Origin of the sequence: Saccharopolyspora sp. ID03-671, assembly GCF_045278815.1 — a bacterium.
Taxonomy (GTDB): Bacteria; Actinomycetota; Actinomycetes; order Mycobacteriales; family Pseudonocardiaceae; genus Saccharopolyspora; species Saccharopolyspora ipomoeae.
On the sequence record NZ_CP134054.1, the window covers coordinates 6260024 to 6283854 of the forward strand.

Annotated in this window: 22 protein-coding genes; 14 read left to right on the forward strand and 8 right to left on the reverse strand. The window is 71.1% G+C overall.

From position 1 onward, the window contains the following. Positions 1 to 99: 99 nt before the first annotated feature. Both REH65_RS29090 and REH65_RS29095 read right to left on the reverse strand, forming a co-directional pair. Complete coding sequence (locus REH65_RS29090; protein WP_406689946.1) at positions 100 to 753, reverse strand: GntR family transcriptional regulator; 654 nt, start codon at positions 751 to 753, stop codon at positions 100 to 102. Positions 754 to 848: 95 nt separating this feature from the next. Further along, positions 849 to 1619, reverse strand: a complete 771-nt coding sequence (locus REH65_RS29095; RefSeq protein WP_406693265.1) for a GntR family transcriptional regulator — start codon at positions 1617 to 1619, stop codon at positions 849 to 851. 153 nt (positions 1620 to 1772) lie between these two features. Here REH65_RS29095 and iolC point away from each other — a divergent pair, with 153 nt between their 5' ends. From iolC to REH65_RS29120, 5 genes are read left to right on the forward strand one after another with little or no spacing between them, the layout of a single operon-like run. Continuing rightward, entirely contained in the window at positions 1773 to 2732 is a 960-nt protein-coding gene (gene iolC / locus REH65_RS29100; protein ID WP_406689947.1) for a 5-dehydro-2-deoxygluconokinase, read from the forward strand. Continuing rightward, positions 2729 to 3637, forward strand: a complete 909-nt coding sequence (locus REH65_RS29105; RefSeq protein ID WP_406689948.1) for a deoxyribose-phosphate aldolase — start codon at positions 2729 to 2731, stop codon at positions 3635 to 3637. The genes iolC and REH65_RS29105 overlap by 4 nt, the downstream gene beginning before the upstream one ends. A 13-nt stretch (positions 3638 to 3650) precedes the next feature. Then, a complete protein-coding gene (gene iolB, locus REH65_RS29110) occupies positions 3651 to 4544 on the forward strand; it encodes a 5-deoxy-glucuronate isomerase (protein ID WP_406689949.1) in 894 nt (297 codons plus the stop codon). Next, positions 4541 to 6403: a 3D-(3,5/4)-trihydroxycyclohexane-1,2-dione acylhydrolase (decyclizing) gene (iolD, locus tag REH65_RS29115; protein WP_406689951.1), complete on the forward strand. Its 1863-nt coding sequence runs from the start codon at positions 4541 to 4543 to the stop codon at positions 6401 to 6403. The genes iolB and iolD overlap by 4 nt, the downstream gene beginning before the upstream one ends. A gap of 9 nt (positions 6404 to 6412) precedes the next feature. Next, positions 6413 to 7906 carry a CoA-acylating methylmalonate-semialdehyde dehydrogenase gene (locus REH65_RS29120; RefSeq protein ID WP_406689952.1) on the forward strand — a complete coding sequence of 498 codons (1494 nt, stop codon included), beginning with the start codon at positions 6413 to 6415 and terminating at the stop codon, positions 7904 to 7906. A gap of 4 nt (positions 7907 to 7910) precedes the next feature. Here the strand turns inward: REH65_RS29120 and REH65_RS29125 are convergent, their stop codons facing one another. Then, on the reverse strand, positions 7911 to 8939 hold the full coding sequence (locus REH65_RS29125; protein WP_406689953.1) for a LacI family DNA-binding transcriptional regulator: 1029 nt from the start codon (positions 8937 to 8939) through the stop codon (positions 7911 to 7913). 182 nt (positions 8940 to 9121) lie between these two features. Here REH65_RS29125 and REH65_RS29130 point away from each other — a divergent pair, with 182 nt between their 5' ends. The 4 genes from REH65_RS29130 to REH65_RS29145 all read left to right on the forward strand — a co-directional run bounded on the left by REH65_RS29130 (position 9122) and on the right by REH65_RS29145 (position 13528). Continuing rightward, positions 9122 to 10072: a TIM barrel protein gene (locus REH65_RS29130; RefSeq protein ID WP_281456606.1), complete on the forward strand. Its 951-nt coding sequence runs from the start codon at positions 9122 to 9124 to the stop codon at positions 10070 to 10072. Between the two features lie 101 nt (positions 10073 to 10173). Beyond that, a complete protein-coding gene (locus REH65_RS29135) occupies positions 10174 to 11589 on the forward strand; it encodes a sugar porter family MFS transporter (RefSeq protein WP_406689954.1) in 1416 nt (471 codons plus the stop codon). A gap of 24 nt (positions 11590 to 11613) precedes the next feature. Further along, positions 11614 to 12480 (forward strand): sugar phosphate isomerase/epimerase, encoded by an 867-nt coding sequence (locus REH65_RS29140; protein ID WP_281456608.1) that lies wholly within the window; start codon positions 11614 to 11616, stop codon positions 12478 to 12480. 25 nt (positions 12481 to 12505) lie between these two features. Further along, positions 12506 to 13528 carry a Gfo/Idh/MocA family protein gene (locus REH65_RS29145; protein ID WP_406689955.1) on the forward strand — a complete coding sequence of 341 codons (1023 nt, stop codon included), beginning with the start codon at positions 12506 to 12508 and terminating at the stop codon, positions 13526 to 13528. A gap of 81 nt (positions 13529 to 13609) precedes the next feature. Here the strand turns inward: REH65_RS29145 and REH65_RS29150 are convergent, their stop codons facing one another. Further along, positions 13610 to 14491 carry an NAD(P)-dependent oxidoreductase gene (locus tag REH65_RS29150; RefSeq protein WP_406689956.1) on the reverse strand — a complete coding sequence of 294 codons (882 nt, stop codon included), beginning with the start codon at positions 14489 to 14491 and terminating at the stop codon, positions 13610 to 13612. Further along, a complete protein-coding gene (locus REH65_RS29155) occupies positions 14488 to 15825 on the reverse strand; it encodes an NAD(P)H-dependent oxidoreductase (RefSeq protein WP_406689957.1) in 1338 nt (445 codons plus the stop codon). Before REH65_RS29155 ends, REH65_RS29150 begins: the two co-directional genes overlap by 4 nt. A gap of 132 nt (positions 15826 to 15957) precedes the next feature. On the opposite strand from REH65_RS29155, the gene REH65_RS29160 reads away from it, so the two are divergent. Together REH65_RS29160 and REH65_RS29165 are read left to right on the forward strand one after the other, a co-directional pair. Continuing rightward, positions 15958 to 16974: a LacI family DNA-binding transcriptional regulator gene (locus tag REH65_RS29160; protein ID WP_406689958.1), complete on the forward strand. Its 1017-nt coding sequence runs from the start codon at positions 15958 to 15960 to the stop codon at positions 16972 to 16974. A gap of 23 nt (positions 16975 to 16997) precedes the next feature. After that, entirely contained in the window at positions 16998 to 17315 is a 318-nt protein-coding gene (locus REH65_RS29165; RefSeq protein ID WP_406689959.1) for a putative quinol monooxygenase, read from the forward strand. Between the two features lie 406 nt (positions 17316 to 17721). On the opposite strand, the gene REH65_RS29170 is transcribed toward REH65_RS29165, so the two are convergent. Then, positions 17722 to 19164 (reverse strand): Nramp family divalent metal transporter, encoded by a 1443-nt coding sequence (locus tag REH65_RS29170; RefSeq protein ID WP_406689961.1) that lies wholly within the window; start codon positions 19162 to 19164, stop codon positions 17722 to 17724. A 198-nt stretch (positions 19165 to 19362) separates the two neighbouring features. On the opposite strand from REH65_RS29170, the gene REH65_RS29175 reads away from it, so the two are divergent. Continuing rightward, complete coding sequence (locus REH65_RS29175) at positions 19363 to 20385, forward strand: LacI family DNA-binding transcriptional regulator (protein WP_281456616.1); 1023 nt, start codon at positions 19363 to 19365, stop codon at positions 20383 to 20385. Positions 20386 to 20445: 60 nt separating this feature from the next. On the opposite strand, the gene REH65_RS29180 is transcribed toward REH65_RS29175, so the two are convergent. Next, positions 20446 to 20931, reverse strand: coding sequence for a flavin reductase family protein (locus REH65_RS29180; protein WP_406689962.1), 486 nt, complete (start codon positions 20929 to 20931; stop codon positions 20446 to 20448). 282 nt (positions 20932 to 21213) lie between these two features. On the opposite strand from REH65_RS29180, the gene REH65_RS29185 reads away from it, so the two are divergent. Both REH65_RS29185 and REH65_RS29190 read left to right on the forward strand, forming a co-directional pair. Then, positions 21214 to 22473, forward strand: a complete 1260-nt coding sequence (locus REH65_RS29185; protein ID WP_406689963.1) for a styrene monooxygenase/indole monooxygenase family protein — start codon at positions 21214 to 21216, stop codon at positions 22471 to 22473. After that, positions 22473 to 22775 (forward strand): EthD family reductase, encoded by a 303-nt coding sequence (locus REH65_RS29190; protein ID WP_406689964.1) that lies wholly within the window; start codon positions 22473 to 22475, stop codon positions 22773 to 22775. Before REH65_RS29185 ends, REH65_RS29190 begins: the two co-directional genes overlap by 1 nt. Here REH65_RS29190 and REH65_RS29195 read toward each other — a convergent pair. Next, positions 22754 to 23776, reverse strand: coding sequence for a helix-turn-helix domain-containing protein (locus REH65_RS29195; RefSeq protein ID WP_406689965.1), 1023 nt, complete (start codon positions 23774 to 23776; stop codon positions 22754 to 22756). The two genes, REH65_RS29190 and REH65_RS29195, sit on opposite strands and share 22 nt — an antisense overlap. Positions 23777 to 23831: the final 55 nt, after the last annotated feature.

A 23831-nucleotide genomic window follows, 5' to 3' on the forward strand; every position in this document is an offset into this window, starting at 1 on the left:
CGCGCTACCTCCCCTGAAGTTCCACGATACAAAAGTATATTCGAATGTATACGTAACTTACGGCTGGGGAGTTCCGCAGGTCAAGGGCGGGATCGGGGCTCAGAACACCATGCGTTCGAGGACCATCGCGCGACTCGCGCGCACGTGCCCCCGGGCGAGCTCGGCGGCCCGCTCGGCGTCGCCGGCCGCTATGGCGGAGTAGAGCTCCTCGTGCTCGCCGCAGACCCGCTCGGGCTCCAGGTTCAGCCGGAACAGCGCCGCGAGCCTGCCGTGCAGCGGTTCGAGCATCGACGCCAGCAGGTCGTTGCGGGACAGCGCGACGAGCTTGTCGTGGAACTCGGTGTTGGCCTCCGACATGGCGTCGGTGTCCTGCGACTCCAACGCCTCCCGCGCTCGCGCGACCAGCTCGCCCAGGTGCTCGACGTCGGCGGACTCGCTGCGCTCGGCGGCGAGCTTGGCCGCCAGCGCCTCCAGGGCCTCGCGGACGTCGAAGAGCTCCTCCAGCTGCTGGCGGTCCAGGCTGCGCACGAACACGCCGCGCCGCCGCGGCCGGACCTCGACCATCCCGGCGCTCTGCAGCATCCGGATCGCCTCGCGCACCGGCACGCGGGAGACGCCGAACTCGATGGCCAGCTCCTGCTCGAAGATCCGGTCGCCGGGCCGCAGCCGGCCGTCGCTGATCCGGGCCTGCAGCTCGTCGTGGACCTGGTCGCGCAGCGGAACGCGGGGTTCCTCCTCGGGCACTTCGGTCACCACACGCCCTTTCCGGTCAGCAGCATCCCGACGAGTGTGCATCACGCCGAGTCCGTTGCGTCGTTCGGTGGGTTGCCGAAGCGCGAACCGGCACCTCAGGTGTCGCCGCGGAGCGTGAGGTCGAAGCTGTAGCGGGAGGCCCGGTACACGTGGGTGCCGAACTCGACGATGGCGCCGGTGTGGTCGTGGGTGATGCGCTGCATGGTCAGCAGCGCGGCACCGGCGGGCTCGTCGAGGAGTTCGGCCTCGTCGTCCGCGGCGGTCCGGGCGCCGATGGTCTGCTGGGCCGCGTGCAGGTGGATGCCCGCCGCGCGCAGCAGCTGGTAGAGGCCCCGGTCGGTGAGGTCCTCGTCGGTCGGCGTGATCAGCGAGGCGGGCAGGTAGTTGCGCAGCCGGGCGATCGGTTCGCCGCGCGCGTAGCGGACCCGCTCCAGGTGCAGGACCTCGTCCTCTTCGGACAGTCCCAGGGCGCGGGCCGCCTCCTCCGGCGGGTGGCAGAGCTCGTTGGTCAGCACGCGGGTCGTGGGGTGCTGGTCGATGCCGCTGAGGTCGTCGTAGAGGCTGCTCAGCTCCAGCGAGCGCTTGACGCGGTTGAAGACCACCTGGGTGCCCGCGCCGCGCTTGCGGACCACGAGTCCTTTGTCGACGAGCGAGCCGATGGCCTGCCGGATGGTCGGGCGGGACAGCCCCAGGTTGCCCGCCAGTTCGATCTCGTTGTCCAGGCGCGCGCCGACCGGCAGCGCACCGGAGGAGATGGCCTCCTCGATCTGGCTCGCCACCTGGAAGTACAGCGGGACCGGGCTGTGGTGGTCGACCGAGATCTGCCTGGCTGGATCCCACTGCGGTTCCTGGGATCGATGTCGCATGGCCGTCACGTCGCCACGATATCAAGAACACACGACGTAAATAAGTCCGTATGTGCTGACAAAGTCTTGACAGCGATGTGGTGCGCACGTAAACAAGGGGAGTCCGTGCTCCGGCCGCCGCGAGCGGCCGCGTCCCGATGGAGGGCATCTGCGATGAGCGATCCGTTCGACGTGATCACGATGGGTCGGATCGGGGTCGACATCTACCCGCTGCAGACCGGTGTTCCGCTGCCGCAGGTGGAGACGTTCGGCAAGTACCTCGGCGGCACCGCCACCAACGTGGCCGTCGCCGCCGCCCGCCTCGGCCACCGCAGCGCGGTCATCAGCCGCACCGGAGCCGACCCGTTCGGCGAATACGTCCACCAGGCGCTGCGCGGCTTCGACGTCGACGACCGGTGGGTGAGCTCCGTCGAGCAGTACCCGACCCCGGTCACCTTCTGCGAGCTGTTCCCGCCGGACGACTTCCCGCTGTACTTCTACCGCCGGCCCAAGGCTCCTGACCTGGAGATCTACCAGGACGAGCTGGACCTGAGCGCCATCGCGGACGCCCGCATCTTCTGGATGACCGGCACCGGGCTGGCCGAGGAGCCGAGCCGCTCGGCGACGCTCGCCGCGCTGCGCCACCGGGCCAAGCGCGGCACCGCGGTCTTCGACCTGGACTGGCGGCCGATGTTCTGGCCGGACCAGGGCGAAGCGCGCTGCTGGTACCAGGAGGCGCTCGCCCACGTCACGGTCGCGGTCGGCAACCTCGACGAGGTCGAGACCGCCGTCGGCACCCGCGATCCGGAGGAGGCCGCGGAACGGCTGCTGGAGCGCGGCGTGGAGCTGGCGGTGGTCAAGCAGGGCCCGAACGGGGTCCTCGCGCGCACCCGCGGGGAGAAGACCGTGGCGCCGCCGATCCCGGTCGACGTCGTCAACGGCCTGGGGGCCGGCGACGCCTTCGGCGGCGCGCTCTGCCACGGGTTGCTGCACGACTGGCCGCTGGAGCGGACCATGCGCTTCGCCAACGCGGCCGGCGCGCTGGTCGCCGGCCGCCTCGCGTGCTCCTCGGCCATGCCCTACGCGCACGAGGTCGAGGAGACGCTGTCCAAGAACTCGGCGCTGAGCGCATGAGCACCGCCGAAGGAGAGATCCGGGTGTCACCGTTGAACATCACCGAACTGCTCGACGCGCGCGCGACGCGACCCGAGGCCATCGCCGAGGCCGCCGCGCTGCGCGCGAGACGGCCGCTGCTGGGCGAATCCGGCCGCATGATGATCGTCGCCGCCGACCACCCCGCGCGCGGCGCGCTGGCCGCGGGCGGGAACCCGCTGGCGATGGCCAACCGCGCGGACCTGCTGGACCGGCTGTGCACCGCGCTGCAACGCCCGGGCGTGGACGGGGTGCTGGGCACCGCCGACGTGCTGGAGGACCTGCTGCTGCTCGGGGCGCTGGAGGACAAGGTCGTCATCGGCTCGATGAACCGGGGCGGTCTGGCCGGTTCGGCGTTCGAGCTCGACGACCGGTTCACCGGCCACCGCGCCGAGGACCTGCACCGGATGCGCTTCGACGCGGGGAAGCTGCTGATGCGGCTGGACCTCGACGACCCCGGATCGCTGAACACCATGCAGGGCGCGGCCGACGCCGTCAACGAGCTCGCCGAGCGCGGGCTGATCGCGATGGTCGAGCCCTTCCTGTCCCGGCGGGTGGACGGCAAGGTGCGCAACGACCTCTCGGCCGAGGCGGTGGCGCGCTCGATCGCGATCGCCTCCGGGCTGGGCGGCACCTCGGCCTACACGTGGCTGAAGGTGCCGGTGGTCGACGAGCTCGACGAGATCGGCCGCGCCCTGGAGGCCACCACGCTGCCGACGGTGCTGCTGGGCGGCGAGGTGCCCGACGACCCGGCGGCCACCCAGGAGCGGTGGCACAAGGCGCTGCAACTGCCCAACGTGCGCGGGCTGGTCGTGGGCCGGAGCCTGCTCTACCCGCACGACGACGACGTCGCGGGCGCGGTCGACGCCGCGGTCGCCCTGCTGTAGGAGGGGAGAAGTGGTGAGCAACAAGGGATTTCACCTCGCCGACGGAGAATCGGCGCGCGACGGGTACCGCGCCTTCGTCGACCCGGCAACGGCCGGCTGGGGATATTCCTCGCTGCGCGTGCTGGAGCTCGCGGCCGGGGAGTCGCGCGCGTTCGACACCGGCGACAGCGAGTGGATCGTGCTGCCGCTCAACGGTTCCTGCTCGGTGACCTGCGACGGCGAGACCTTCGAGCTGGCCGGGCGGACGAGCGTGTTCGACGGCGTCACCGATTTCGCCTACGCGCCCAGGGACGCGCAGGTGCGGATCAGCAGCCCCGCCGGTGGCCGGTTCGCGCTGACCGGCGCGCGCTGCGAGAACCGGCTGCCCGCGCGCTACGGCCCGGCCTCGGGAGTCCCGGTGGAGCTGCGGGGTGCGGGACAGGCCAGCAGGCAGGTCAACAACTTCGGCGCGGCGCACGTCTTCGAGGCCGACCGGCTGATCGCGGTGGAGGTGCTGACCCCGGCGGGCAACTGGTCGTCCTTCCCGCCGCACAAGCACGACGAGGACCGCGAGGGCGAGTCGCGGCTGGAGGAGATCTACTACTTCGAGATCGCCGACTCGCACGGCACGCCCGGTGTGGGCTACCAGCGCGTGTACCCGTCGGGTCCGGACAGCGCCACCGACGTGCTCGCCGAGGTGCGCAGCGGGGACGTGGTGCTGATCCCGGACGGTTGGCACGGCCCGTCGATGGCGGTGCCCGGGTACGACATGTACTACCTCAACGTCATGGCGGGTCCCTCGCCGGATCGCGCCTGGCTGATCTGCGACGACCCCGCGCACGCCTGGGTGCGCGGCACCTGGGCCGATCAGCCGGTCGACGCCCGGCTCCCGCTCTACCAGGCCCCGTCCGAAGTGGAGGGACGATGACGACGCGCAGGCTGACCGTCGCGCAGGCGCTGGTGCGCTTCCTGGCCAACCAGCACACCGAGCGCGACGGGGTGCGGCAGCGGCTGATCGAGGGCTGCTGGGGCATCTTCGGGCACGGCAACGTCGCCGGTGTGGGGCAGGCGCTGCTGGAGTCCGGGGACCGGATGCCCTACCTGCAGGGGCGCAACGAGCAGTCGATGGTGCACGCGGCGGTGGGGTTCGCCCGCCAGCGCAACCGGATGTCGACCTACGCCGTGACCACCTCCATCGGGCCGGGCGCGACGAACCTGGTCACCGGCGCGGCGCTGGCCACCATCAACCACCTGCCGGTGCTGCTGCTGCCCGGCGACGTCTTCGCCACCCGGCCCGCCGATCCGGTGCTGCAGCAGCTGGAAGTGCCGCACGCCAAGGACGTGTCGGTCAACGACTGCCTGCGCCCGGTCTCGCGCTACTTCGACCGCATCTGGCGGCCCGAAGCGCTGATGCCCTCGGCGCTGGAGGCGATGCGGGTGCTCACCGACCCGGTGGAGACCGGCGCGGTGACCCTGGCGCTGCCGCAGGACGTGCAGGCCGAGGCGTTCGACTGGCCGGAGGAGTTCTTCGCCGAGCGGGTGTGGCGGGTGCACCGCCCGGTCGCCGACCCGGAGTCGGTGTCCGACGCCGTCGAGGCGATCCGGGGAGCCCGCCGGCCGCTGATCATCGCCGGCGGGGGTGTGCACCACAGCGGAGCCGAGCGGGAACTGGCCGAGCTGGCCGAGCGCACCGGTGTCCCGGTGGCCGAGACGCAGGCCGGTCGCGGCTCGCTGCGCCACGACCACCCGTGCGCGATGGGCTCGATCGGGCACACCGGCACCGAGGTGTCCGACGACCTGGCCCGCGACGCCGACCTGATCATCGGCGTCGGGACCCGCTACTCGGACTTCACCACGGCTTCGCGGACGCTGTTCGCGAACCCGGACGTGCGGTTCGTCAACGTCAACATCGCCTCGATCGACGCGCACAAGCAGGCCGCCGCACCGGTGATCGGCGACGCGCGCACCGCGCTGCGGCAGCTGTCGCAGGCCCTGTCCGGCCACCGCGTTCCCGACGAGCACGCCGAACGGGCCAGGGCCGGGGCGCGGAGGTGGGCCGAGGTCGTCGACTCGGTCACGCGCGGCGCCGGTGACCAACGCCCGGGTCAGGCCGAGGTGATCGGAGCGCTCGACGAGGTCCTGGGCGAGCGGGACGTGGTCATCAACGCGGCCGGTTCGCTGCCCGAGGACCTCAACAAGCTGTGGCGCGCCAAGGACCCCCGGCAGTACCACGTCGAATACGGCTTCTCCTGCATGGGTTACGAGATCCCGGCCGCGATCGGTGCCCGCCTGGCCGATCCGTCGCGCGAGGTGTTCGCGCTGGTCGGCGACGGCACCTACCTGATGATGCCGACCGAGCTGGTCACCGCCGTGCAGGAGGGGATCAAGATCAACCTGGTGCTGGTCCAGAACCACGGGTACGCCTCCATCGGCGGCCTGTCGGAGAAGGTCGGCGGCGAGCGGTTCGGCACCGCCTACTGCTACCGCACCGACGACGGCACCTTCACCGGCGCGCCGCTGCCCGTCGACCTCGCGGCCAACGCCGAGAGCCTGGGCATGCGGGTCCTGCGGGCCGAGACCAACGACGAGCTGCGCCGAGCCCTCCGAGACGCCCGGGAGGACCCCCGCCCCACGGCGGTCCACGTCGAAACCGATCCGGCCAAGGCCCAGTTGCCGCCCGAGGCGTGGTGGGACGTCCCGGTCGCCGAGGTCGCCACCCGCGAATCGACCCGCGAGGCCCGCAAGCGCTACGAGGACCAGGCGGCAGCGCGCCGCCACCACCTGTGAGAGGAAGCAGTGAAGACCATCCAGCACTTCATCGACGGCAAGCACGCCGACGGCACCTCCGGCCGTCGCGGCACGGTCACCAACCCGGCCACCGGCGAGGCCACCGGGCAGGTTCCGCTCGCCTCGGTGTCCGAAGTGGACACCGCGGTCTCGGCGGCCGCCAAGGCCTTCGAGTCGTGGGGGACCGCGTCGCTGGCCAAGCGCACGCAGGTGATGTTCCGCTACCGGGAGCTCGTCCACGCCCACCGCGACGAGATCGCGGAGCTGATCACCGCCGAGCACGGCAAGGTGCACTCGGACGCGCTCGGCGAGGTCGCGCGCGGCCTGGAGATCGTCGAGCTGGCCTGCGGCATCCCGCAGCTGCTCAAGGGCGAGACCTCCACCCAGGTCTCCACCCGGGTGGACGTGGAGTCGATCCGCCAGCCGGTCGGCGTGGTCGCGGGCATCACCCCGTTCAACTTCCCGGCCATGGTCCCGATGTGGATGTTCCCGGTGGCCCTGGCCTGCGGCAACACCTTCGTGCTCAAGCCGAGCGAGAAGGACCCGTCGGCGACGCTGCGGCTGGTGGAACTGGCCCACGAGGCGGGCGTTCCGGACGGCGTGCTCAACCTCGTCCACGGCGACAAGACCGCCGTGGACCGGTTGCTGGAGCACCCCGACGTCGAGGCCGTCAGCTTCGTCGGATCCACCCCGATCGCCAAGCACGTCCACGACACCGCGAGCGCGCACGGCAAGCGGGTGCAGGCGCTGGGCGGTGCGAAGAACCACATGCTCGTGCTCCCCGACGCGAACCTGGACCAGGCCGCGGACGCGGCGGTGTCGGCGGCCTACGGCAGCGCGGGCGAGCGCTGCATGGCGGTGTCGGTGGTGGTGGCCGTCGACCCGATCGGCGACGAGCTCGTCGGCAAGATCGCCGACCGGGCCCGCGCGCTGACCATCGGGCCGGGCGACGACCCGGCTTCCGAGATGGGCCCGCTGATCACCGCCGAGCACCGCGACAGGGTCGCCTCCTACGTGCCCCGGGCCCGCGAGCAGGGCGCCGAGGTCGTGGTGGACGGCACCGGACTGGTCGTCGAGGGCCACGAGGGCGGGTTCTTCACCGGTGTCAGCCTCGTCGACCGGGTCACCCCGGACATGGACGTCTACGCCGACGAGATCTTCGGCCCGGTCCTGGCGGTCGTGCGCGCGGAGAACTACCAGGAGGCGCTGGCGCTGATCAACCGCTCCCGGTGGGGCAACGGCACCGCCCTGTTCACCCGCGACGGCGGCGCGGCCCGGCGCTTCCAGCTGGAGGTGCGCGCCGGCATGGTCGGCGTGAACGTGCCGATCCCGGTGCCGGTGGGCTACCACTCCTTCGGCGGCTGGAAGGACTCGCTGTTCGGTGACCACCACGTCTACGGCAACGACGGGGTGCACTTCTACACCCGGGGCAAGGTCATCACCACCCGCTGGCCGGACCCCGGCGACGGCGGCGTCGACCTCGGCTTCCCCAGCAACGGCTGAGCGCTCACCGCGGAGGGGCGGTGCTGCCCCGGGAGACCAGCTTGGGGTCCAGCACCACCTCTCGCGGAGCGCGCGCGGGATCGTCGAGTCGTTCGACCGCCAGCCGCACGGCGTGCTGGGCCATCTGCTCGGCGTCCTGGCGGATCGTGGTGAGGGCGACGGACGCCAGGTGCGAGACGTGGCTGTCGTCGTAGCCGACGAGGGAGACCCGCTCGGGAACGTCGACGCCGGCGAGCGCGAACGCGCGCAGCACGCCCAGCGCGCAGCGGTCGTTGCTCGCCAGCACGGCCGTCGGCGGCTCCGCCTCGTCGAGCAGCCGGCGGGCGGAGTCCTGCCCGGCCTGCTCGGTGTGCGCGCCCGCGAGCACCCGCGCGCGCTCGCCGAGACCGCGCGCGTCCATCGCCTTCCGGTAGGCCGCGCGGCGTTCGGCCGATCCGGGCTCGTCGCCGCCGTCGACGTGCACGATCTCGCGATGTCCGAGGTCGACCAGGTGGTCCACGGCCTGCTGGACACCGGCCTCGTCGGCGGTGCGCACGTTGTCGATCCGGGCGGACTCCTCGCGCGCGTTGATCGCCGTGACCACGGCCCGGCGCCCCCACTCGTCGAGCAGGTCCGCCGCGGCGCGCGGGCCGAGCAGGATCAGCGCCTCGCAGCGGTGGCTGAGCAGCGCTTCCACCGCCTTCGCCTCGTCGCGCGACGGCGCGGTGGCCGACAGCAGGACCTCGTAGCCGAGCCGTTCGGCCTCCGGGTAGATCGCCTCGACGAGGTCGGCTTGGAACGGCTGGTGCACGGTCAGCATCACGCCGAGCGTGCGGCTGCGGTGGCTGGCCAGCATCCGGGCCGCTGTGTCCGGCCGGTAGCCGAGCCGGTCCGCGGCCTGCAGCACGCGCTGCCTGGTCTCCTCGCCCGCGCCCGGCTTGTTGCGGAACACCAGCGAGACCAGCGCGCGGGAAACCCCTGCGGCGCGGGCGACGTCGGCCATCGTGGGCCGTCGGCCGCCGGTGCCGTCAGGGCGTGCGGGTTCGTCGATCACGTCGCCGATCCTGCCCCATTCGAAAGTCCGATGAGTTTGCCAGAACGTCTTGACATATTGATGTGACCGCCAACATAGTGTTCGAGACTAGAGCGCGCTAGTCGGCGCGCGCCAGACCTGACCTCTCGCCGATCCCGGCGATCGAGACGCACCGGCGACCACGCCGGACCGAGGAGGGTTCGATGACAGCGACGTCCGAGACCACCCCGCGCACCGTCGCGGGCAACCTCTGCCTGGGTTCCGCCCCCGACTCCTGGGGCGTGTGGTTCCCCGAGGACGAGCACCAGGTGCCCTACACCCGCTTCCTCGACGAGCTCGTCGAGTCGGGCTACCGCTGGCTGGAGCTCGGTCCGCCCGGCTACCTGCCCCTGGACCCGCAGCGGCTCGCCGACGAGGTCGGATCCCGGGGCCTGCAGGTCTCCGGCGGCACCACCTTCGGCGCGCTGCACCGGCCGGAGGAGTGGGAGCGGATGCTCGCCGAGGTGAGCGCGGTCGCCGAGCTGACCGCCGCCGTCGGCGCGCACCACCTGGTGTTCATCCCGCCGATGTTCCGGGATGAGAAGACGGGTGCCTTCACCGAATCCCCGCAGCTGAGCGCCGACCAGTGGCGCGCGCTCGGATCGGCCGCCGACGAGCTGGGCAAGATCCTGCTGGAGGAGCACGACGTCCGGCTGTGCCTGCACCCGCACGCCGACAGCCACATCCAGACCCAGCCGGAGATCGAGCGGTTCCTCGACGCCACCGACTCCCGCTACGCCAACCTCTGCCTGGACACCGGGCACGTGGCCTACGGCGGCGGCGACAACCTCGACCTGATCCGGCGGTTCGCCGAGCGCATCGGCTACGTGCACATCAAGCAGATGGACCCGGAGGTGCTCGCGCAGGTCTCCGCCGAGGGCCTGTCGTTCGGCGAGGCCGTCCAGCGCGGCGTGTGCGTCGAACCCCCGGCCGGCGTGCCCGATCCCGGCGAGGTCGTGCGCGAACTGTCCACCTTGGACGCGGAGCTGTTCGTGATCGTCGAGCAGGACCTCTACCCGTGCGCACCGGACGTGCCGATGCCCATCGCCGTGCGCACCCGCGAATACCTCGGCGGATGCGGCCTGACCGGAACCCGCCGCCCCGAGCACCGCTGACCACCACCCGGGGCGGTGCTCGCCCCGACGGGAACTGCGGTTCTCGCACCCAGAGGTTTGCAGTGCGCCCCTTTGGGCGTCCTACGAAGGAGTCCGTTCGAATGTCCGATGTGCACAGCGACGTGCCCGCTCCCGCCACCGAACCGAGATCCGGGGCCCAGTCCCGGAGGTTGAAGGTCATCACCGTCGTGGCGACCTTCGGCGGTCTGCTGTTCGGCTACGACACCGGCGTCATCAACGGTGCGCTGCCGTACATGCAGTCCGACCTGGGGCTGACCCCGCTCACCGAAGGTCTGGTGACCAGCTCGCTGCTGCTCGGCGCGACCATCGGCGCCTTCGCCGCGGGCAGGCTCGCCGATCAGCGAGGCAGGCGGCGAATCATCCTCTGGCTCGCCGGGATCTTCCTCGTCGGTGCTCTGGCCTGCACCTTCGCGCCCAGCGCCACGTTCATGGTCATCGCCCGCTTCGTGCTCGGCCTGGCCGTCGGCGGCGCCTCGGTGACCGTGCCGACCTACCTGGCCGAGATCTCGCCCGCGGAACGGCGGGGTCGGCTGGTCACGCAGAACGAGCTGATGATCGTCAGCGGTCAGCTCGCGGCGTTCACCTTCAACGCCGCGATCGCCGGGGCGCTCGGCGAATCCGCGCACGTCTGGCGCTACATGTTGGTCATCGCCTCGCTGCCCGCCGTGGTGCTGTGGTTCGGGATGCTGGTGATGCCGGAGAGCCCGCGTTGGCTGGCCTCCCGGGGACGGCTCGGCGAAGCCCTGGAGGTGTTGCGGCAGGTCCGCACCGCCCAGCGAGCCGAGTCCGAGCTCGCCGAGGTGCGGCGCCTGGCCGAGCAGGACCAGCAGCAGCGAGCCGGGGGCTGGGCCGACCTGAAGGTGCCGTGGGTGCGGCGGCTGCTGGTGGTCGGCATCGGCATCGCCGTGGTGCAGCAGGTCAGCGGCGTGAACACGATCATGTACTACGGCACGCAGATCCTGAAGAGCTCCGGTTTCTCGGCCAACGGCGCGATCGTCGCCAACATCGCCAACGGCGTGATCTCGGTGCTGGCCACCTTCGTCGGCATCTACCTGCTCGGCCGGATCAACCGCAGGCCGATGCTGCTGATCGGTCAGGCGGGCACGGCCACCGCGCTGCTGCTCCTCGCGGTGGTGTCGATGACGATGCCCGAAGGGCTGCTGCGCGGTGTGCTGGTGCTGGCGCTGACCGTGACCTTCCTGGCGTTCCAGCAGGGAGCGACCTCACCGGTCACGTGGTTGATGCTCTCGGAGATCTTCCCGCTGAAGATGCGCGGTTTCGCGTTCGGCCTGGCCAGCCTGACGTTGTGGGCGGCGAACTTCCTGGTGGGTCTGACCTACCCGATCCTGGTCGACGCGCTGGGCATCGCCACCACGTTCCTGGTGTTCGTCGCGGTCGGGGTGCTGGCCATCGCGTTCGTGGCCAAGTTCGTGCCGGAAACCCGCGGCAAGTCCCTGGAAACGCTCGAAACCGAGCTGCGCGTCCGCTACTCCTGAAACCTTCTCCGCTGAGGACCTCCCATGAAGATCGCAATCGATCCGCACATGTTCCGCGCGCTCCCGATCCGGGAGATGGTGCGCACGGTCGCCGACATCGGCTACGAGCACATCGAGCTGTCCCCGCGCGACGACTTCATGCCCTTCTTCCTGCACCCGCGCGCCGACGACGAGCGGGTCGCCGAGCTCAAGTCCGCCCTGCGCGAGACCGGCGTCGGGCTGGCCAGCGTGCTGCCGCTCTACCGCTGGTCCGGCCCGGACGAGACCGAGCGCCAGGCGGCGGTGCGGTACTGGAAGCGCATGATCGAGGTGACCGCCGAGCTCGGCTGCACCCAGATGAACTCCGAGTTCAACGGCCGCCCGGAACGGCCCGCCGAGAGCGAGGCGGCGTTCTGGCGGTCGATGGAGGAGCTGCTGCCGGTGTTCGAGCGCGAGGGCATCGCGCTGAACCTGGAAGCCCACCCGGACGACTTCTGCGAGGTCAACGCGCCCGCGGTCGATCTGGTGCGGGCGATCAACGAGCCGTGGGTGAACTACCTGTACTGCGCGCCGCACACCTTCCACCTCTCCGGCGAGGACACCGGCGCCGACATCCCGGCGATGCTGCGCTACGCCGGCGACAAGCTGACCCACGTGCACATCGCCGACACGTTCAACCACAAGGCGTCCTCCGGGCTGCGCTACATCCTCAACCCGCCCGGCACGCCCGCGCGCATCCACCAGCACCTGGACATCGACCAGGGCGAGGTCGACTGGGACGCGTTCTTCTCGACGCTGCGCGAGATGAACTTCGACGGCATCGCCACCGCCTGCGTGTTCGCCTGGGAGGACCGCGCCGTGGAGTCGTCGACGTTCATGCTCGACCGCATCACCCGCGAGCTCAAGCGCTGAAAGCCACCAGAGGAAGGGAAAACCCGTGCAGGAACAGCAACTTCGCGTCGGGCTCATCGGCGCGGGCAAGATGGGCGCCGATCACGCGCTGCGGATCCACGAGCGCATCAGCGGGGCGCGGCTGGCCGCGGTCGCCGACCCCGACCTGGACCGGGCGCAGCAGGTCGCGGGCGGCTTCGGCGCCCGCGCCACCGCCGACGCCTTCGAGGTGGTCGACGACTCCGCCGTGGACGCCCTGGTGATCGCCTCGCCCGGCTCGGTGCACGAGCCGCTGCTGCTCGCGGCCATCGAGCGCGGTGTGCCGGTGCTGTGCGAGAAGCCGCTGACGCCGGACGCGAAGTCCTCGCTGCGCGTGGTGGAAGCCGAGGAGGCCCGCGGGAAGCACCTGGTGCAGGTCGGGTTCATGCGCCGCTTCGACGCCGAGTACGCCGAGCTCAAGCGCCTGCTCGACGCGGGTGAGCTGGGCGCACCGCTGATGCTGCACTGCGTGCACCGCAACGCCGCGACGCCGCCCGGGTTCACCAGCGAGATGATGATCTACGACTCGGTGGTGCACGAGTTCGACACCGCCCGCTGGTTGCTCGGCAGCGAGATCGCGGCGGTCACCGTCCGCGCTCCGCGGTCGAGTTCCGGGGCCCCGGACGGGCTGCTGGACCCGCAGATGGTCACCGTGGAAACCGCTTCGGGCGCACTGGTCGACGTCGAGATCTTCGTCAACTGCGGCTTCGGCTACCAGGTCCGCTGCGAGGCCGTCGGGGAGAGGGGCACCGCCCTCATCGGCACCGATGGCGGCCCGCTGGTCCACCGCTCCGGGAACTGGGGCGGCACGATCAGCGACGACTTCCGGGACCGCTTCGGCGCCGCCTTCGACCGCGAGTTCCAGCGCTGGGCCGACGCGGCCCGGCACGGCCGCACCGACCCCACCGCGGCCACCACCTGGGACGGCTACGCCGCGGCCGCCGCTTGCGAAGCGGGCGTGCAAGCCCAAACCACCGGCACCAGAGCGGAAGTCGACCTCGCCGAGCGCCCCGACTTCTACGCCCGCTGACCCGACGCCCGCTCCCGTCACCACGTCGGGACGTGAGGTGGTCGCGGTGGAACCCGCCCTCGGTGCGAGAGGGGACCGAGGTCAGCGGGTGATCGTGCGGAGCAGGGCGGAGTGGTCGAGGTCGCCGTCGCCGGCGCGGACCACGCGGTCGAACTGGGCGAGCAGCAGGTCGACGACGTCGGAGGGGGCTCCGGCGTCGTCGGCCGCGTCGCGGGCGAAGACGAGGTCCTTGAGCTGGTTGCGGGCGCTGCCGCCGCCGCTGTAGTCGCCGTTGAGCCAGCGCTCGGCCTTCTGCCGCAGCACTTCCGAGCCGGCCAGCCCGTCGCCCAGCGCGGTCAGCAGGTCGGCCCTGGACAAGCCGTGCAGTTCCGCCAAGGTCAGCGCCTCGCAGAGCGCGGCGATCGTTCCGGCGACCACGATCTGGTTGCACGCCTTGGCGAGTTGACCGGACCCGGTCCCGCCCATCCGCACCGCGGTTCGCGCCACGGCGTCGAACACCGGCGCCAGCGATTCCACCGCGGACTCGTCGCCGCCGATCATCAGGCTCAGCTCACCGCGTTCTGCGCCGGGCACACCGCCGCTCATCGGTGCGTCCACGACCCGGACGCCGTGCTCCGCGGCGAGGCGAGCGGCGAACTCGCGCACCGCCACCGGGGAGACGGTGCCGTGCACGACCAGCACCGGTCGCGTGACGTCGCGGGCGCGCCACCCCGCGAGCAGCCCTCCGGGGCCCGGGAGCAGGGCTTCGACCTGCGGCAGGTCCGGCAGCACGGTGAGCACGACGTCGACAGCGGCCTCGGCGGGCGTCGTGGCCTGCCGGGCGCCGAGCGAGACGACCCGCTCGGCGCGTTCCGGCGTCCGGTTCCACACCGTCAGCGAGCCCAGTTCGCGGATCAGGTTCGCCGCCATCGGTTCGCCCATCGGGCCGAGCCCGAGCAGCGACACCTCGTCGGACGGAGTCATCGGCCCAGCAGCTCCACGGTCTCCCGGCGCAGTTCCAGCACCTGGTCGAACCGCTCGTCGAGCTCGACGTCGGCCACGGTCGGGGTGGCCCCCTTCGGGATGTCGCGACGCAGCCGCACGTGGTGGGCCAGCGCGATCGGCAGCGCGCCGCGTTCGACCGACGCGCGCGCCGAGATGAGCTTGCCCCACACCGAGTAACCGCCCTCGCCGTCGAGCTCGTCACCCGCGCGCAGGTCCTTCTTCGCGGTGGCGACCACGTCGCCGAAGAACCCCTTGGGCGCGCCGGTCGGCACTCCGCGCAGCACGGCGTTGGCGATGGAGATCCCCAGTTCGAGGCCCACGTAGTGGTAGGGGCGGTAGAGCGCCGCGTAGCGCTGGGACGTGTCCGGGTGCCAGGGGTACTCGGAGAAGCAGCCGGAGACGTAGTCGTTGGTCGCCTTGACGACGACGAACACGCCTTCCTGCGTGTTGTGCGGAATCCACTCGCCGTCGCGGGTCACGCTCGACATCACGTCCACCGAGCCCTCGTGGGCGAGCACTCCTCCCGCCGCCTTCGGGCGGCAGACCGTGGCGATCTCCTCCAGGTCGCCGGGGGTGAAGGTCAGGCCGTCGTCCGAGGGGGCCAACCCGGCCGCGTTGGCGACGGCGGCCATCTCGATGGCGGCCTTCGTCCCGTCCCGGAACGCGGTGTGCATGTAGGGGTTGAGCTGGCCGGAATCGGTGAGCTCCCGGGAGAACTCCCAGTGCTCCCAGACGTTGTCGGGGTTCATCTCGTGGTAGTGGGGGAGGTACTTGGCGCCCTTGCCCGCGCACACCACGTCGAATCCGGAGGTGCGCGCCCAGTCCACGAGCTCCATGACCAGCGCGGGCTGGTCGCCGTAGGCCAGCGAGTACACCAGCCCGCGCTCCGCCGCGCGCTTGGCCAGGGCCGGACCGGCGAGCGCGTCGCCCTCGACCGTCACCATGATCACGTGCTGGCCGGAGTCGAAGGCGCGCAGGGCGTGCGCGGCACCGGCGATCGGGTTGCCGGTGGCTTCCACGATCACGTCGATGTCCTCGCGGAAGAGCGCGGCGGCGTCGGCCACCACGGCCGTGCGGTCGCCGGTGAGCGCCTCGTCGACGTCCGCGGTGACCGCGTCCTGCGGCCAGTCGACCAGCTTCAGCGCCTGCTGGGCCCGGTCCAGGTTGATGTCGGCGATGGCCGCGACCCGGATTCCCGGGGTGTTCCGGACCTGGGCGAGGAACATCGTGCCGTACCGGCCGGCGCCGATGACGCCGACGCGGATCGGGTTGCCGTCGTTCTCGCGGGCCAGCAGCAAATCGTGCAAGTTCACCGGAAACTCCCCAGCTGATAGCATGTGGTAACGGTTCCAGTTTTGTACCACCACGGTTTCCCGGGCGTCAACGGCTGGATGGGGACCGGCGGCCGTGGACTAGGGTCCGAGCAGTCCTGTGGAGGAGGGGCGATGAAGAAAGCGGCGACCATTCGTGACGTCGCCGGACGCGCGGGCGTGTCGGTTTCCGTGGTTTCCCGCGTCCTCAACGACACCGGGCCGGTGTCGGCGCCCAAGCGCGCCGCGGTGCTGGAAGCGGTGGAACAGCTCGGGTACCGGCCGAAGGCGGCCGCCCGCCAGCTCGGTCAGGACCGGCCCGACACGATCGGGCTGCTGCTCGCCGACCTCACCAACCCGTTCTTCGCCCGCCTCGCCGACCGCGTCGTCGCCGAAGCTCGATCTCGTGAGCTGCAGGTCGTGCTCATGACGACCCAGGAGGACCCGCACCTGGAGCAGCAGGCCCTGAACACGCTGCTGGACCGCTCGGTGGGCGGGGTGATCGGCACGCCCACCGGCCACAACGTCGAGCACTGGGACAAGCTCGCGAACCTGGAGATGCCGGTGGTCTTTGTCGACCGCGCCATCGACGGGCTCGACCAGGTCGACGTCGTCAGCATCGAGAACGTCGAATCCGCTGCCACCGCGACCGGACACCTGCTCGACCGCGGGCATCGGCGCATCGGGCTCGTCCCGGGGCCGCTGGACACCAGCACCGGGAGCGAACGCGTCCGCGGATACGAGCGAGCGCTGGCCGAACGCGGCGTCGATCTCGACGAGCGGCTGGTGCGGCCCGTCCCGTTCCGGGGCGAGACCGGTGCCGACGTGATGGCGCAGATGCTCTCCCTGGACGAACCGCCGACAGCGGTGGTCGTCGCCAACACCGCCCAGGTGCGAGCCGTGCTGCGGATGCTCACGCAGGCCCGGGTGTCGGTTCCGGACGAGCTGTCGGTGGTGGTCTTCGACGACAACCCGTGGACCGAGCTGATCCGGCCACCGCTGACCGCCGTCCGCCAGCCCATCGACATGCTCGCGCTGCACTCGGTGGACCTGGTGCACGCGCGGATGCGGCAGAAGCTTCCGCCCGCCCCGCGCAGGGTGCGCGTGCCGGCGGAATTCCTGGAACGTTCGAGCACCGCAACACGCCGATGAGCACCGCCACCGAGAGGACCGCCATGTCGCGAGAAGTCGTCGTCACCGCCGTGTTCCACCCGGTCCCGGGGAAGCGGGACGAGCTGGAAACCGTTCTGAAATCGGTGATCCCGGACGTCCACGAGGAGCAGGGCTGCCTGCTCTACGCCCTGCACGAGGCACCGGGGGAGACGCTGGTGCTCATCGAGCGGTGGGAATCCCGGGAGCTGCTCGCCGCGCACCAGCGCGCCGACGCCGTCGCCCGGCTCAACGCCGAGGTCGTCGGCCTGCTCCAGTCGGCCCCGGAAGTGGTGACGATGTCCGCCCTGCCCTGCGGGGACGAGGCCAAGGGCCGACTCTGATCCGGACCTCCCGGGCGGCACGATTTCCGTGGAACTCGTGGATCTGATCTCCGTTGAAATCGTGCCACCCCGGGACGGTCAGGCGGGACGCCGGTGGGTGAGCCTCCACAGGCAGTACAGGCCGGTCGCGGCGGCGATCGGGCTGAAAGCCGGTTGAGGACCAGGAGTCCGGCGGTGAGCCCGCACGAGGAGACGGCGAGCAACCGCCAGGTGCGCTGCTCGCGGTCGGTCGCGGCAGTCGTCCGCCGGGGTGCGGTGGCCGGTGCGGCCCGCAGCCCCAGGTAGACTTGGCAAGCCGCGGCGACGGTGAACACCAGCGCCCACACCCACGCGCCCTCGGTCAACCGGAACCCGGCGAGCAGGAGGAAGCAGCCGGCGCCGATCGCGTACCCCGGTGTCATCGTCCTCATCGGACCAACCCCACGTACTGGGCCAGCGCGATCAGGCCGGCCACCAGCAGGACGAACGAGGACGCCGCGATGAGCGCCCGCCCGGCGCGGCCGATCCGGAAGCGCGCCGGGAGCACCCGCTTCTCCAGGACGAGCAGGCCGAACCCGTAGGCGCCCACCGCGACCGTCCCGCCGACGATGTTGGCCGGGCTGATGAGCTTCACGAGATCACCGCCGGTGAGGATGAGCGCGATGCCGCCGACCAGCACGTAGCCGTACACCCAGCGCCGCGTCCGAGCCACGCCACCGGAGTGCACGCGCTCGGACACCGCCGACAGCGACTCGTGCGTGGTGCGGGTGTAGACCTCCCAGATCGCGTACATCGTGCCCAGGAAGACCATGATGATCGCGACGATGTAGAAGTACTGGAAGACCGGGTGGATCACGCCCAGCACATCGCCCTGGTAGGTCAGGACGTCGTTGCCGCTGGGCACGTTGTGCGCGGCGCCGAGGATCTCCTTGCCGGTGATGATGAACGCGACCGCGGTCAGCGCCATCGTGGCGAAGCTGAGCACCACGTCGCCGAGCGGCGCGCGAGACCACCCCCGCGCGCGGCGGCGCTCCTCGTCGGTGTCGGGCAGCGACAGCGGCTCCACGACCGGGATGTCGTCCGCGCGGCCCGGCAGTCCCAGCGCGCCCCAGCGCTTCTCGCGCATCAGCCCGGCGTAGCCGATGTAGTCGTACATCCCGCCGCCGAGCCCGCCCATGAACACCACGGCTTCCACCCACGCCGACTCGGCGGCGATGTCCGGGTATTCGACGTGCACGAACGGTTCGTAGGCGAAGGGCTGCGGCACGAAGCCCGCCAGCACATCCAGCCACTGCGGATCGGCCGCGAACACCGCCACGACGACCAGGCTGACCTTGAGCGCGACGATGGCGATCTGCGCGCGTTCCAGCAGCGCGTACCAGCCGAACCAGGCGATCGCCGCAGCCAGCACGAGCAGCACCAGGCCCCAGGCGATGGCCGGACCACCGGCCACCCGGTTGAGGTATCCGCCGATCCCCGAGGCCAGGGCGCTGGCCACGAACGGGAACGACAGGACCGCGAGCGCGCCGATGAGCATCGGGAACCACCCGCGCGGTCCCGGGATCACCCGTGCCATGCCGCGCATCGGATGTTCCCCGGTGAGCACGATGTAGCGGTTGGAGGAGTAGATGACGGCCGCCTTGGCCACGGCTCCCACGACGACGACCCACAGCACCGCGAAGCCGAAGACCGCGCCCATCCGCGAGGCCAGCACGGTCTCCCCGCTGCCCACGGTCAGCGAGGCGATGATGGCCCCGGGGCCGAAGAACTTCACGATCGTCCCGAAGCCGAGCCGACGTTTGGCCAGTTCCGGGGGTACTTCCGGCAATCGCGCCTGCTCTGCGGGCAGACCGGCGTCCTGCGTGCTCATCTCCGCACCTCCGCTGCGACGAATCCCGTTGCTGCCGAGGGCGGTCGGGTGACTCCGATGCCGTGCATGCTGACTCCCTCGTCAGTCATGTATAACGTTATACTCCGAGTGCAACGTTGTACTTTGTGTCATCCGGCCGCTGCGCTGTCAACCCATAGGCTGGCGCGAGCGGACCCGAACCCGACGAGAGAGGGGACCATGGCGCGAGGTCGTGAACCCACGGTCAAGGACGTGGCGGAGCACGCGGGCGTCTCGCCCGGTGTGGTCTCCCGCGTGGTCAACGCCAACGGCTCGGTGTCCGAACGGACCCGGGAACGGGTGCTCGCCTCCATCTCGGAGCTCGGCTACCGACCGCACAGCGCCGCGCGTGAACTGCGCACCCGCACCACCAACACGATCGGCCTGGTCCTGGCGGACGTCGCCAACCCGTTCTTCTCCCAGCTCGCGGACCACATCGTCCGGCACGCCGCGGACGCCGGGCTCGGGGTGCTGCTGACCACCACGCAGGAAGACCCGGCGATGGAGCTCAAGAGCATCGAGCTGCTGCTGCAGAAGCGGGTGGGCGGGGTGATCGCGGCACCGGGCACCGAGAACGCCTCGGCGTGGCGGCACATGCGCGAGCTCGGCGTCGAGCTGACCTTCGTCGACCGGTTCATCGATCGCATCCCGGGCATCGACGTGGTCGGGATGGACAACGAGCACGCCGCGCACTCGGCGACCACGGCGCTCGTCGAACGAGGGCACCGGCGGATCGCGCTGCTCAGCGGTCCGAGCACGACCTCGACCGGCCGCGAGCGCATCGCCGGTTACCGGCGCGCGTTGCGGGAACGCGGTGTCACCGAGGACGAGTCCCTGATCGTCGAGCTCGCCTTCCGCCACGTCGAGGCCGACTCGGCGCTGTCCGGAGTCCTCGCGTTGCCCGAACCGCCGACCGCCCTGATCGTCGGCAACACCGCTGTGTCGGCCAGCGTGGTCACGCACCTGCGCGCTGCGGGAATCTCGGTGCCGGAGGAACTCTCGGTCGTCGTGTTCCACGACGCCGAGTGGACGGCGCTGACCTCGCCGCCGTTGACGGTGGTCCGGCATCGCCTCGACGACCTGGCCAAGCACGCCGTGGAGATGCTCAACACCCGGTTGAACTCGCCGGAGCGACTGCGGCGCAGGGAGAAGCGCCTCCCGAGCGAACTGGTGATCCGTCCCAGCATCGGTCCCGTCGCGTGACCTGGGGTGGGGAAGTTTTCATGAAAACTTCCCCACCCCCATGACAGGGGCGAGCGGGGTTCAGGTCGGTTCGGGGATGGTGAAGAAGGTGCCGTCGGCGAAGCCGAGGCAGGGGCCGGGGCGCAGGTCGAAGCGCTCGATCTTGCCGAGGAACAGCGTGTGATCGCCGCCGTCGTGCTCGGTCCACGGGGTGCACTCGAACCAGGACGCCGTCTCCGCGAGCCGAGGTGCGTGACGGCCTTCGATCCAGGTCGGCTCGGTGTTGGGACGGCCCGCGAAGTGCATCGCGAGGTCGCGCTGCTCGGCGGCCAGGACGTTGACCGCGAACGGCCGCCCGGCCAGCAGGGCGTGGGCGCGGACCGTGCGCTGCACGGCGATCAGCACCAGCGGCGGGTCCAGCGAGACGGAGGTGAACGAGTTGATCGTCAACCCGTGCCGCTTCACCTCCCCGCCGGCGAACCCGTCGAACGTCACCACCGCCACACCGGTGGCGAACCGTCCCAAGCACCCGCGCAAGTCCTGCGTCTCGGCCGAGGCTGCGGTCATCGTCGATCGCTCCTAGGTCGTGGCGGCCCGGGACGGGGCCGCTCCGGTACCGATCGACGGTAGGAACGCCCGCGGGGCCGGGCAACGGCCGCAGGGCGCCGTGCCCTGGTTGCACAGACCCGTGCGCTCGGAGGACAGCGCCCGCCCGGCCCCGGGTGGCAACTTGACTGCCAGCGCAGCAGAGCCGCCTCTCAGCGAACAACGGCCCCTCGCACTACCCGGAACACCGCGCGGCGGGCCACGATGACCGCGACCCAGGCACGCCTCAACGAGGAGACGCAGATGCCGAACATCGGAATCATCGGAGCCGGAACCGCGGGCCTGCACCTCGCACTGCTGCTCCAGCAGGCCGGGGTGGACACCCGGATCTACACCAACCAGACCGCCGAGCAGGTGGCGTCGGGGCGACCGCAGAACAGCGTCTCGCACCACGCGCCCACCATCGCCCGCGAAGAGGCGATGGGCGTGAACTTCTGGCCGGTCGAGGAGTACGGGTACCAGGTGCACTACCACCACCTCAACGTCCCGGACGGCCCTCCGGTGTTCCGCGGCGACTTCCTGCGGCCCTCGCGGGTGCTGGACTACCGCATCTACCTGCCGCGCCTGATGGCCGAGTACGAGGAGCGCGGCGGCACCATCGAGCAGCGCTCGATCGAGCCCGGCGACTTCGAGCAGCTGGCCCGCCACCACGACCTCATCGTCGTCGCTGCGGGAAAGCGCTCCTTCGCCGAGTACTTCGGCGAACGCCCGGACGTCTCGCCCTACGCCAAGCCGCAGCGCCACCTCGCGGTCGGCTTCTGGGACGGCGTCGCGCAGACCGAACCGCGCGCGGTGACCATGTCCATCTCGCCCGGCCACGGCGAGCTGCTGGACCTGCCGATCACCACCTTCGACGGCTGGGCCAGCGCCCTGCTCTGCGAGAACGTCCCCGGCGGTGACCTGGAAGTCCTGATGACGCAGAAGGAGTCCGACGACCCCGAGGCCTACCGCAGGCTCACGCTGGACAAGCTCAAGGAGCACCACCCGACCGTCCACGAGCGCATCGACGAGTCGCGGTTCAAGCTGATGCGCCCCGGCGACGTCCTGCAGGGGGCGGTCCGCCCGGTCGTGCGCGAGGACTACCGCCTGCTGCCCGACGGAACCGTGGTGCTGTCGCTCGGCGACGCGCACTCCACCGTGGACCCGGTGACCGGCCAGGGCGCCAACTCCGCCTCGTTCGAGGCGCAGGTGGCCGCCGACGCCATCATCGAGGACGGCGTGGTCGACGAGCGCTTCGCGCAGAAGGTCGCGCTGCGCCGCCGGGAACGCGTCGACGGCCTGTCCACCTGGGTCAACACCATGATCGCCACGCCGACGCCGCCGCACCTGCAGAAGCTGCTCGGCGCCATGTCCCAGATGCGCACGCTCTGCGACGAGTTCACCGAGAACTTCAGCTACCCGCACCGCAACGGCGACATGGTCGCCACCGCGGACCGCGTGGACGCCGCGATCGCCCGGCACGCCGCGCTCGGCACCGACCCCACCTACGGAAAGGTCTCCTGATGCACAAGCTCCTGGTCCTGTACCCGCACCCGACCGACCCGGAGGCGTTCAAGGCGCACTACGAGGGCACGCACCTGCCGCTGGCGGCGAAGCTGCCGGGAATGCTGGACCACCGCTACTCCTTCGAGGTCCACGCCGAACCGGAGAGCCCGTACTTCGCGCTGTTCGAGGCGGACTTCCCGAACGCGGCCACGATGGCCGCGGCGCTGGCGTCCCCGGAGGGCCAGGCGGTGCAGGCCGACGTGCCGAACTACGCCACCGGCGGCGCCGTCGTCCTCGACTACCCGGTCCTGACGCGCTGATCGCCCCCGCTGCGCTCGTCGCCCCCGCTGCGCTCGTCACCGCCGCGCCGCGCTTCCTCCAGCGCGGCGCGGCGAAAAGCGCTGGGCGCCACGCCGGTCTGCTGCCGGAAGGTCCGCGAGAAGTGCGACGCGTCGGGGTAGCCCCAACTGGTGGCGATCTCCGAGATCGGCCGGTGCGCGTGCAGCGGGTCGGCGAGGTCGCGGCGGATCGCCTCCAGCCGCTGCTCCCGGATCCAGGCCGACACGGTGGTGCCCTGCTGGTGGAACAGCGCGTGCAGGTGGCGGGTGGAGATGAACACGGCGCGGGCGATGCCCTCCGGGTTCAGCTCGCTGTCGCCGAGGTTGTCCAGGATGTACTCGCGGATGCGCAGCATGAGCGACAGGTGCTCCCGGTCGTGGTCGTCGGTGCGGGCGAGCGCGGCGGTGCTCAGCAGCGCCGAGATGAGCTCGACGGCGGTGCGCACCACCCGGGTGGAGGCGGGTCCTTCCAGCGCGGTGAAGTCGCGCGAGATCTCGGTCAGCAAGGGAGCGACGAGCCTGGTCAGCGCCTCCTCGGGACCGAGCGAGGTGGCGGTGATGGCGCGGACGTGGTCGGGGCTGGGATCGACCAGATCGCGCGGGAACATCACGACCACCGCGTCGATCGGGTCGGGGAAGCGCAGGTCGTAGGGGCGCGCGGTGTCGTAGACGCTGACGCTGCCGGGCAGCATCAGCGCCCGGCGGGTGTCCTGGACGAGCTCGCCGGTGCCCTCCAGCAGCAGCGTCACCTTGTAGAACAGCCGTTGCGAGGCATCGATGAGCGCCCGGGTGCGGTGCACCTCGTGCGGGGTGACCCGCAGCCGGGCGAAGAAGACGTCGTCGAGGACGCGCCCCCGGATGGTGCCGGCGAACCGGCCGTCGCTGAGGTCGTCGACGACCAGCGGCACGAACGACGACGAGATGACCCGCTGCCACGCGAGCACGGATTCGGTCGCGAACGCGACCGGCGGCAGCATTGCCATGCGCGCCTCCTCGACGTGTCCGGTCGCCTGGGATTAAAACCGGTCGGATCGGTCT

What these genes read in the sequence shown, in the direction of transcription:
- iolC (WP_406689947.1), top strand. Translation starts at nt 1,773, where the DNA reads ATGAGCGATCCGTTCGACGTGATCACGATGGGTCGGATCGGGGTCGAC.
- REH65_RS29180 (WP_406689962.1), bottom strand. Translation starts at nt 20,931, where the DNA reads ATGACCGCAGCCTCGGCCGAGACGCAGGACTTGCGCGGGTGCTTGGGA.
- REH65_RS29165 (WP_406689959.1), top strand. Translation starts at nt 16,998, where the DNA reads ATGTCGCGAGAAGTCGTCGTCACCGCCGTGTTCCACCCGGTCCCGGGG.
- REH65_RS29135 (WP_406689954.1), top strand. Translation starts at nt 10,174, where the DNA reads ATGTCCGATGTGCACAGCGACGTGCCCGCTCCCGCCACCGAACCGAGA.
- REH65_RS29140 (WP_281456608.1), top strand. Translation starts at nt 11,614, where the DNA reads ATGAAGATCGCAATCGATCCGCACATGTTCCGCGCGCTCCCGATCCGG.
- REH65_RS29195 (WP_406689965.1), bottom strand. Translation starts at nt 23,776, where the DNA reads ATGGCAATGCTGCCGCCGGTCGCGTTCGCGACCGAATCCGTGCTCGCG.
- REH65_RS29185 (WP_406689963.1), top strand. Translation starts at nt 21,214, where the DNA reads ATGCCGAACATCGGAATCATCGGAGCCGGAACCGCGGGCCTGCACCTC.
- REH65_RS29105 (WP_406689948.1), top strand. Translation starts at nt 2,729, where the DNA reads ATGAGCACCGCCGAAGGAGAGATCCGGGTGTCACCGTTGAACATCACC.
- REH65_RS29170 (WP_406689961.1), bottom strand. Translation starts at nt 19,164, where the DNA reads ATGAGCACGCAGGACGCCGGTCTGCCCGCAGAGCAGGCGCGATTGCCG.
- REH65_RS29130 (WP_281456606.1), top strand. Translation starts at nt 9,122, where the DNA reads ATGACAGCGACGTCCGAGACCACCCCGCGCACCGTCGCGGGCAACCTC.
- REH65_RS29150 (WP_406689956.1), bottom strand. Translation starts at nt 14,491, where the DNA reads ATGACTCCGTCCGACGAGGTGTCGCTGCTCGGGCTCGGCCCGATGGGC.
- REH65_RS29095 (WP_406693265.1), bottom strand. Translation starts at nt 1,619, where the DNA reads ATGCGACATCGATCCCAGGAACCGCAGTGGGATCCAGCCAGGCAGATC.
- iolD (WP_406689951.1), top strand. Translation starts at nt 4,541, where the DNA reads ATGACGACGCGCAGGCTGACCGTCGCGCAGGCGCTGGTGCGCTTCCTG.
- REH65_RS29160 (WP_406689958.1), top strand. Translation starts at nt 15,958, where the DNA reads ATGAAGAAAGCGGCGACCATTCGTGACGTCGCCGGACGCGCGGGCGTG.
- REH65_RS29175 (WP_281456616.1), top strand. Translation starts at nt 19,363, where the DNA reads ATGGCGCGAGGTCGTGAACCCACGGTCAAGGACGTGGCGGAGCACGCG.
- REH65_RS29190 (WP_406689964.1), top strand. Translation starts at nt 22,473, where the DNA reads ATGCACAAGCTCCTGGTCCTGTACCCGCACCCGACCGACCCGGAGGCG.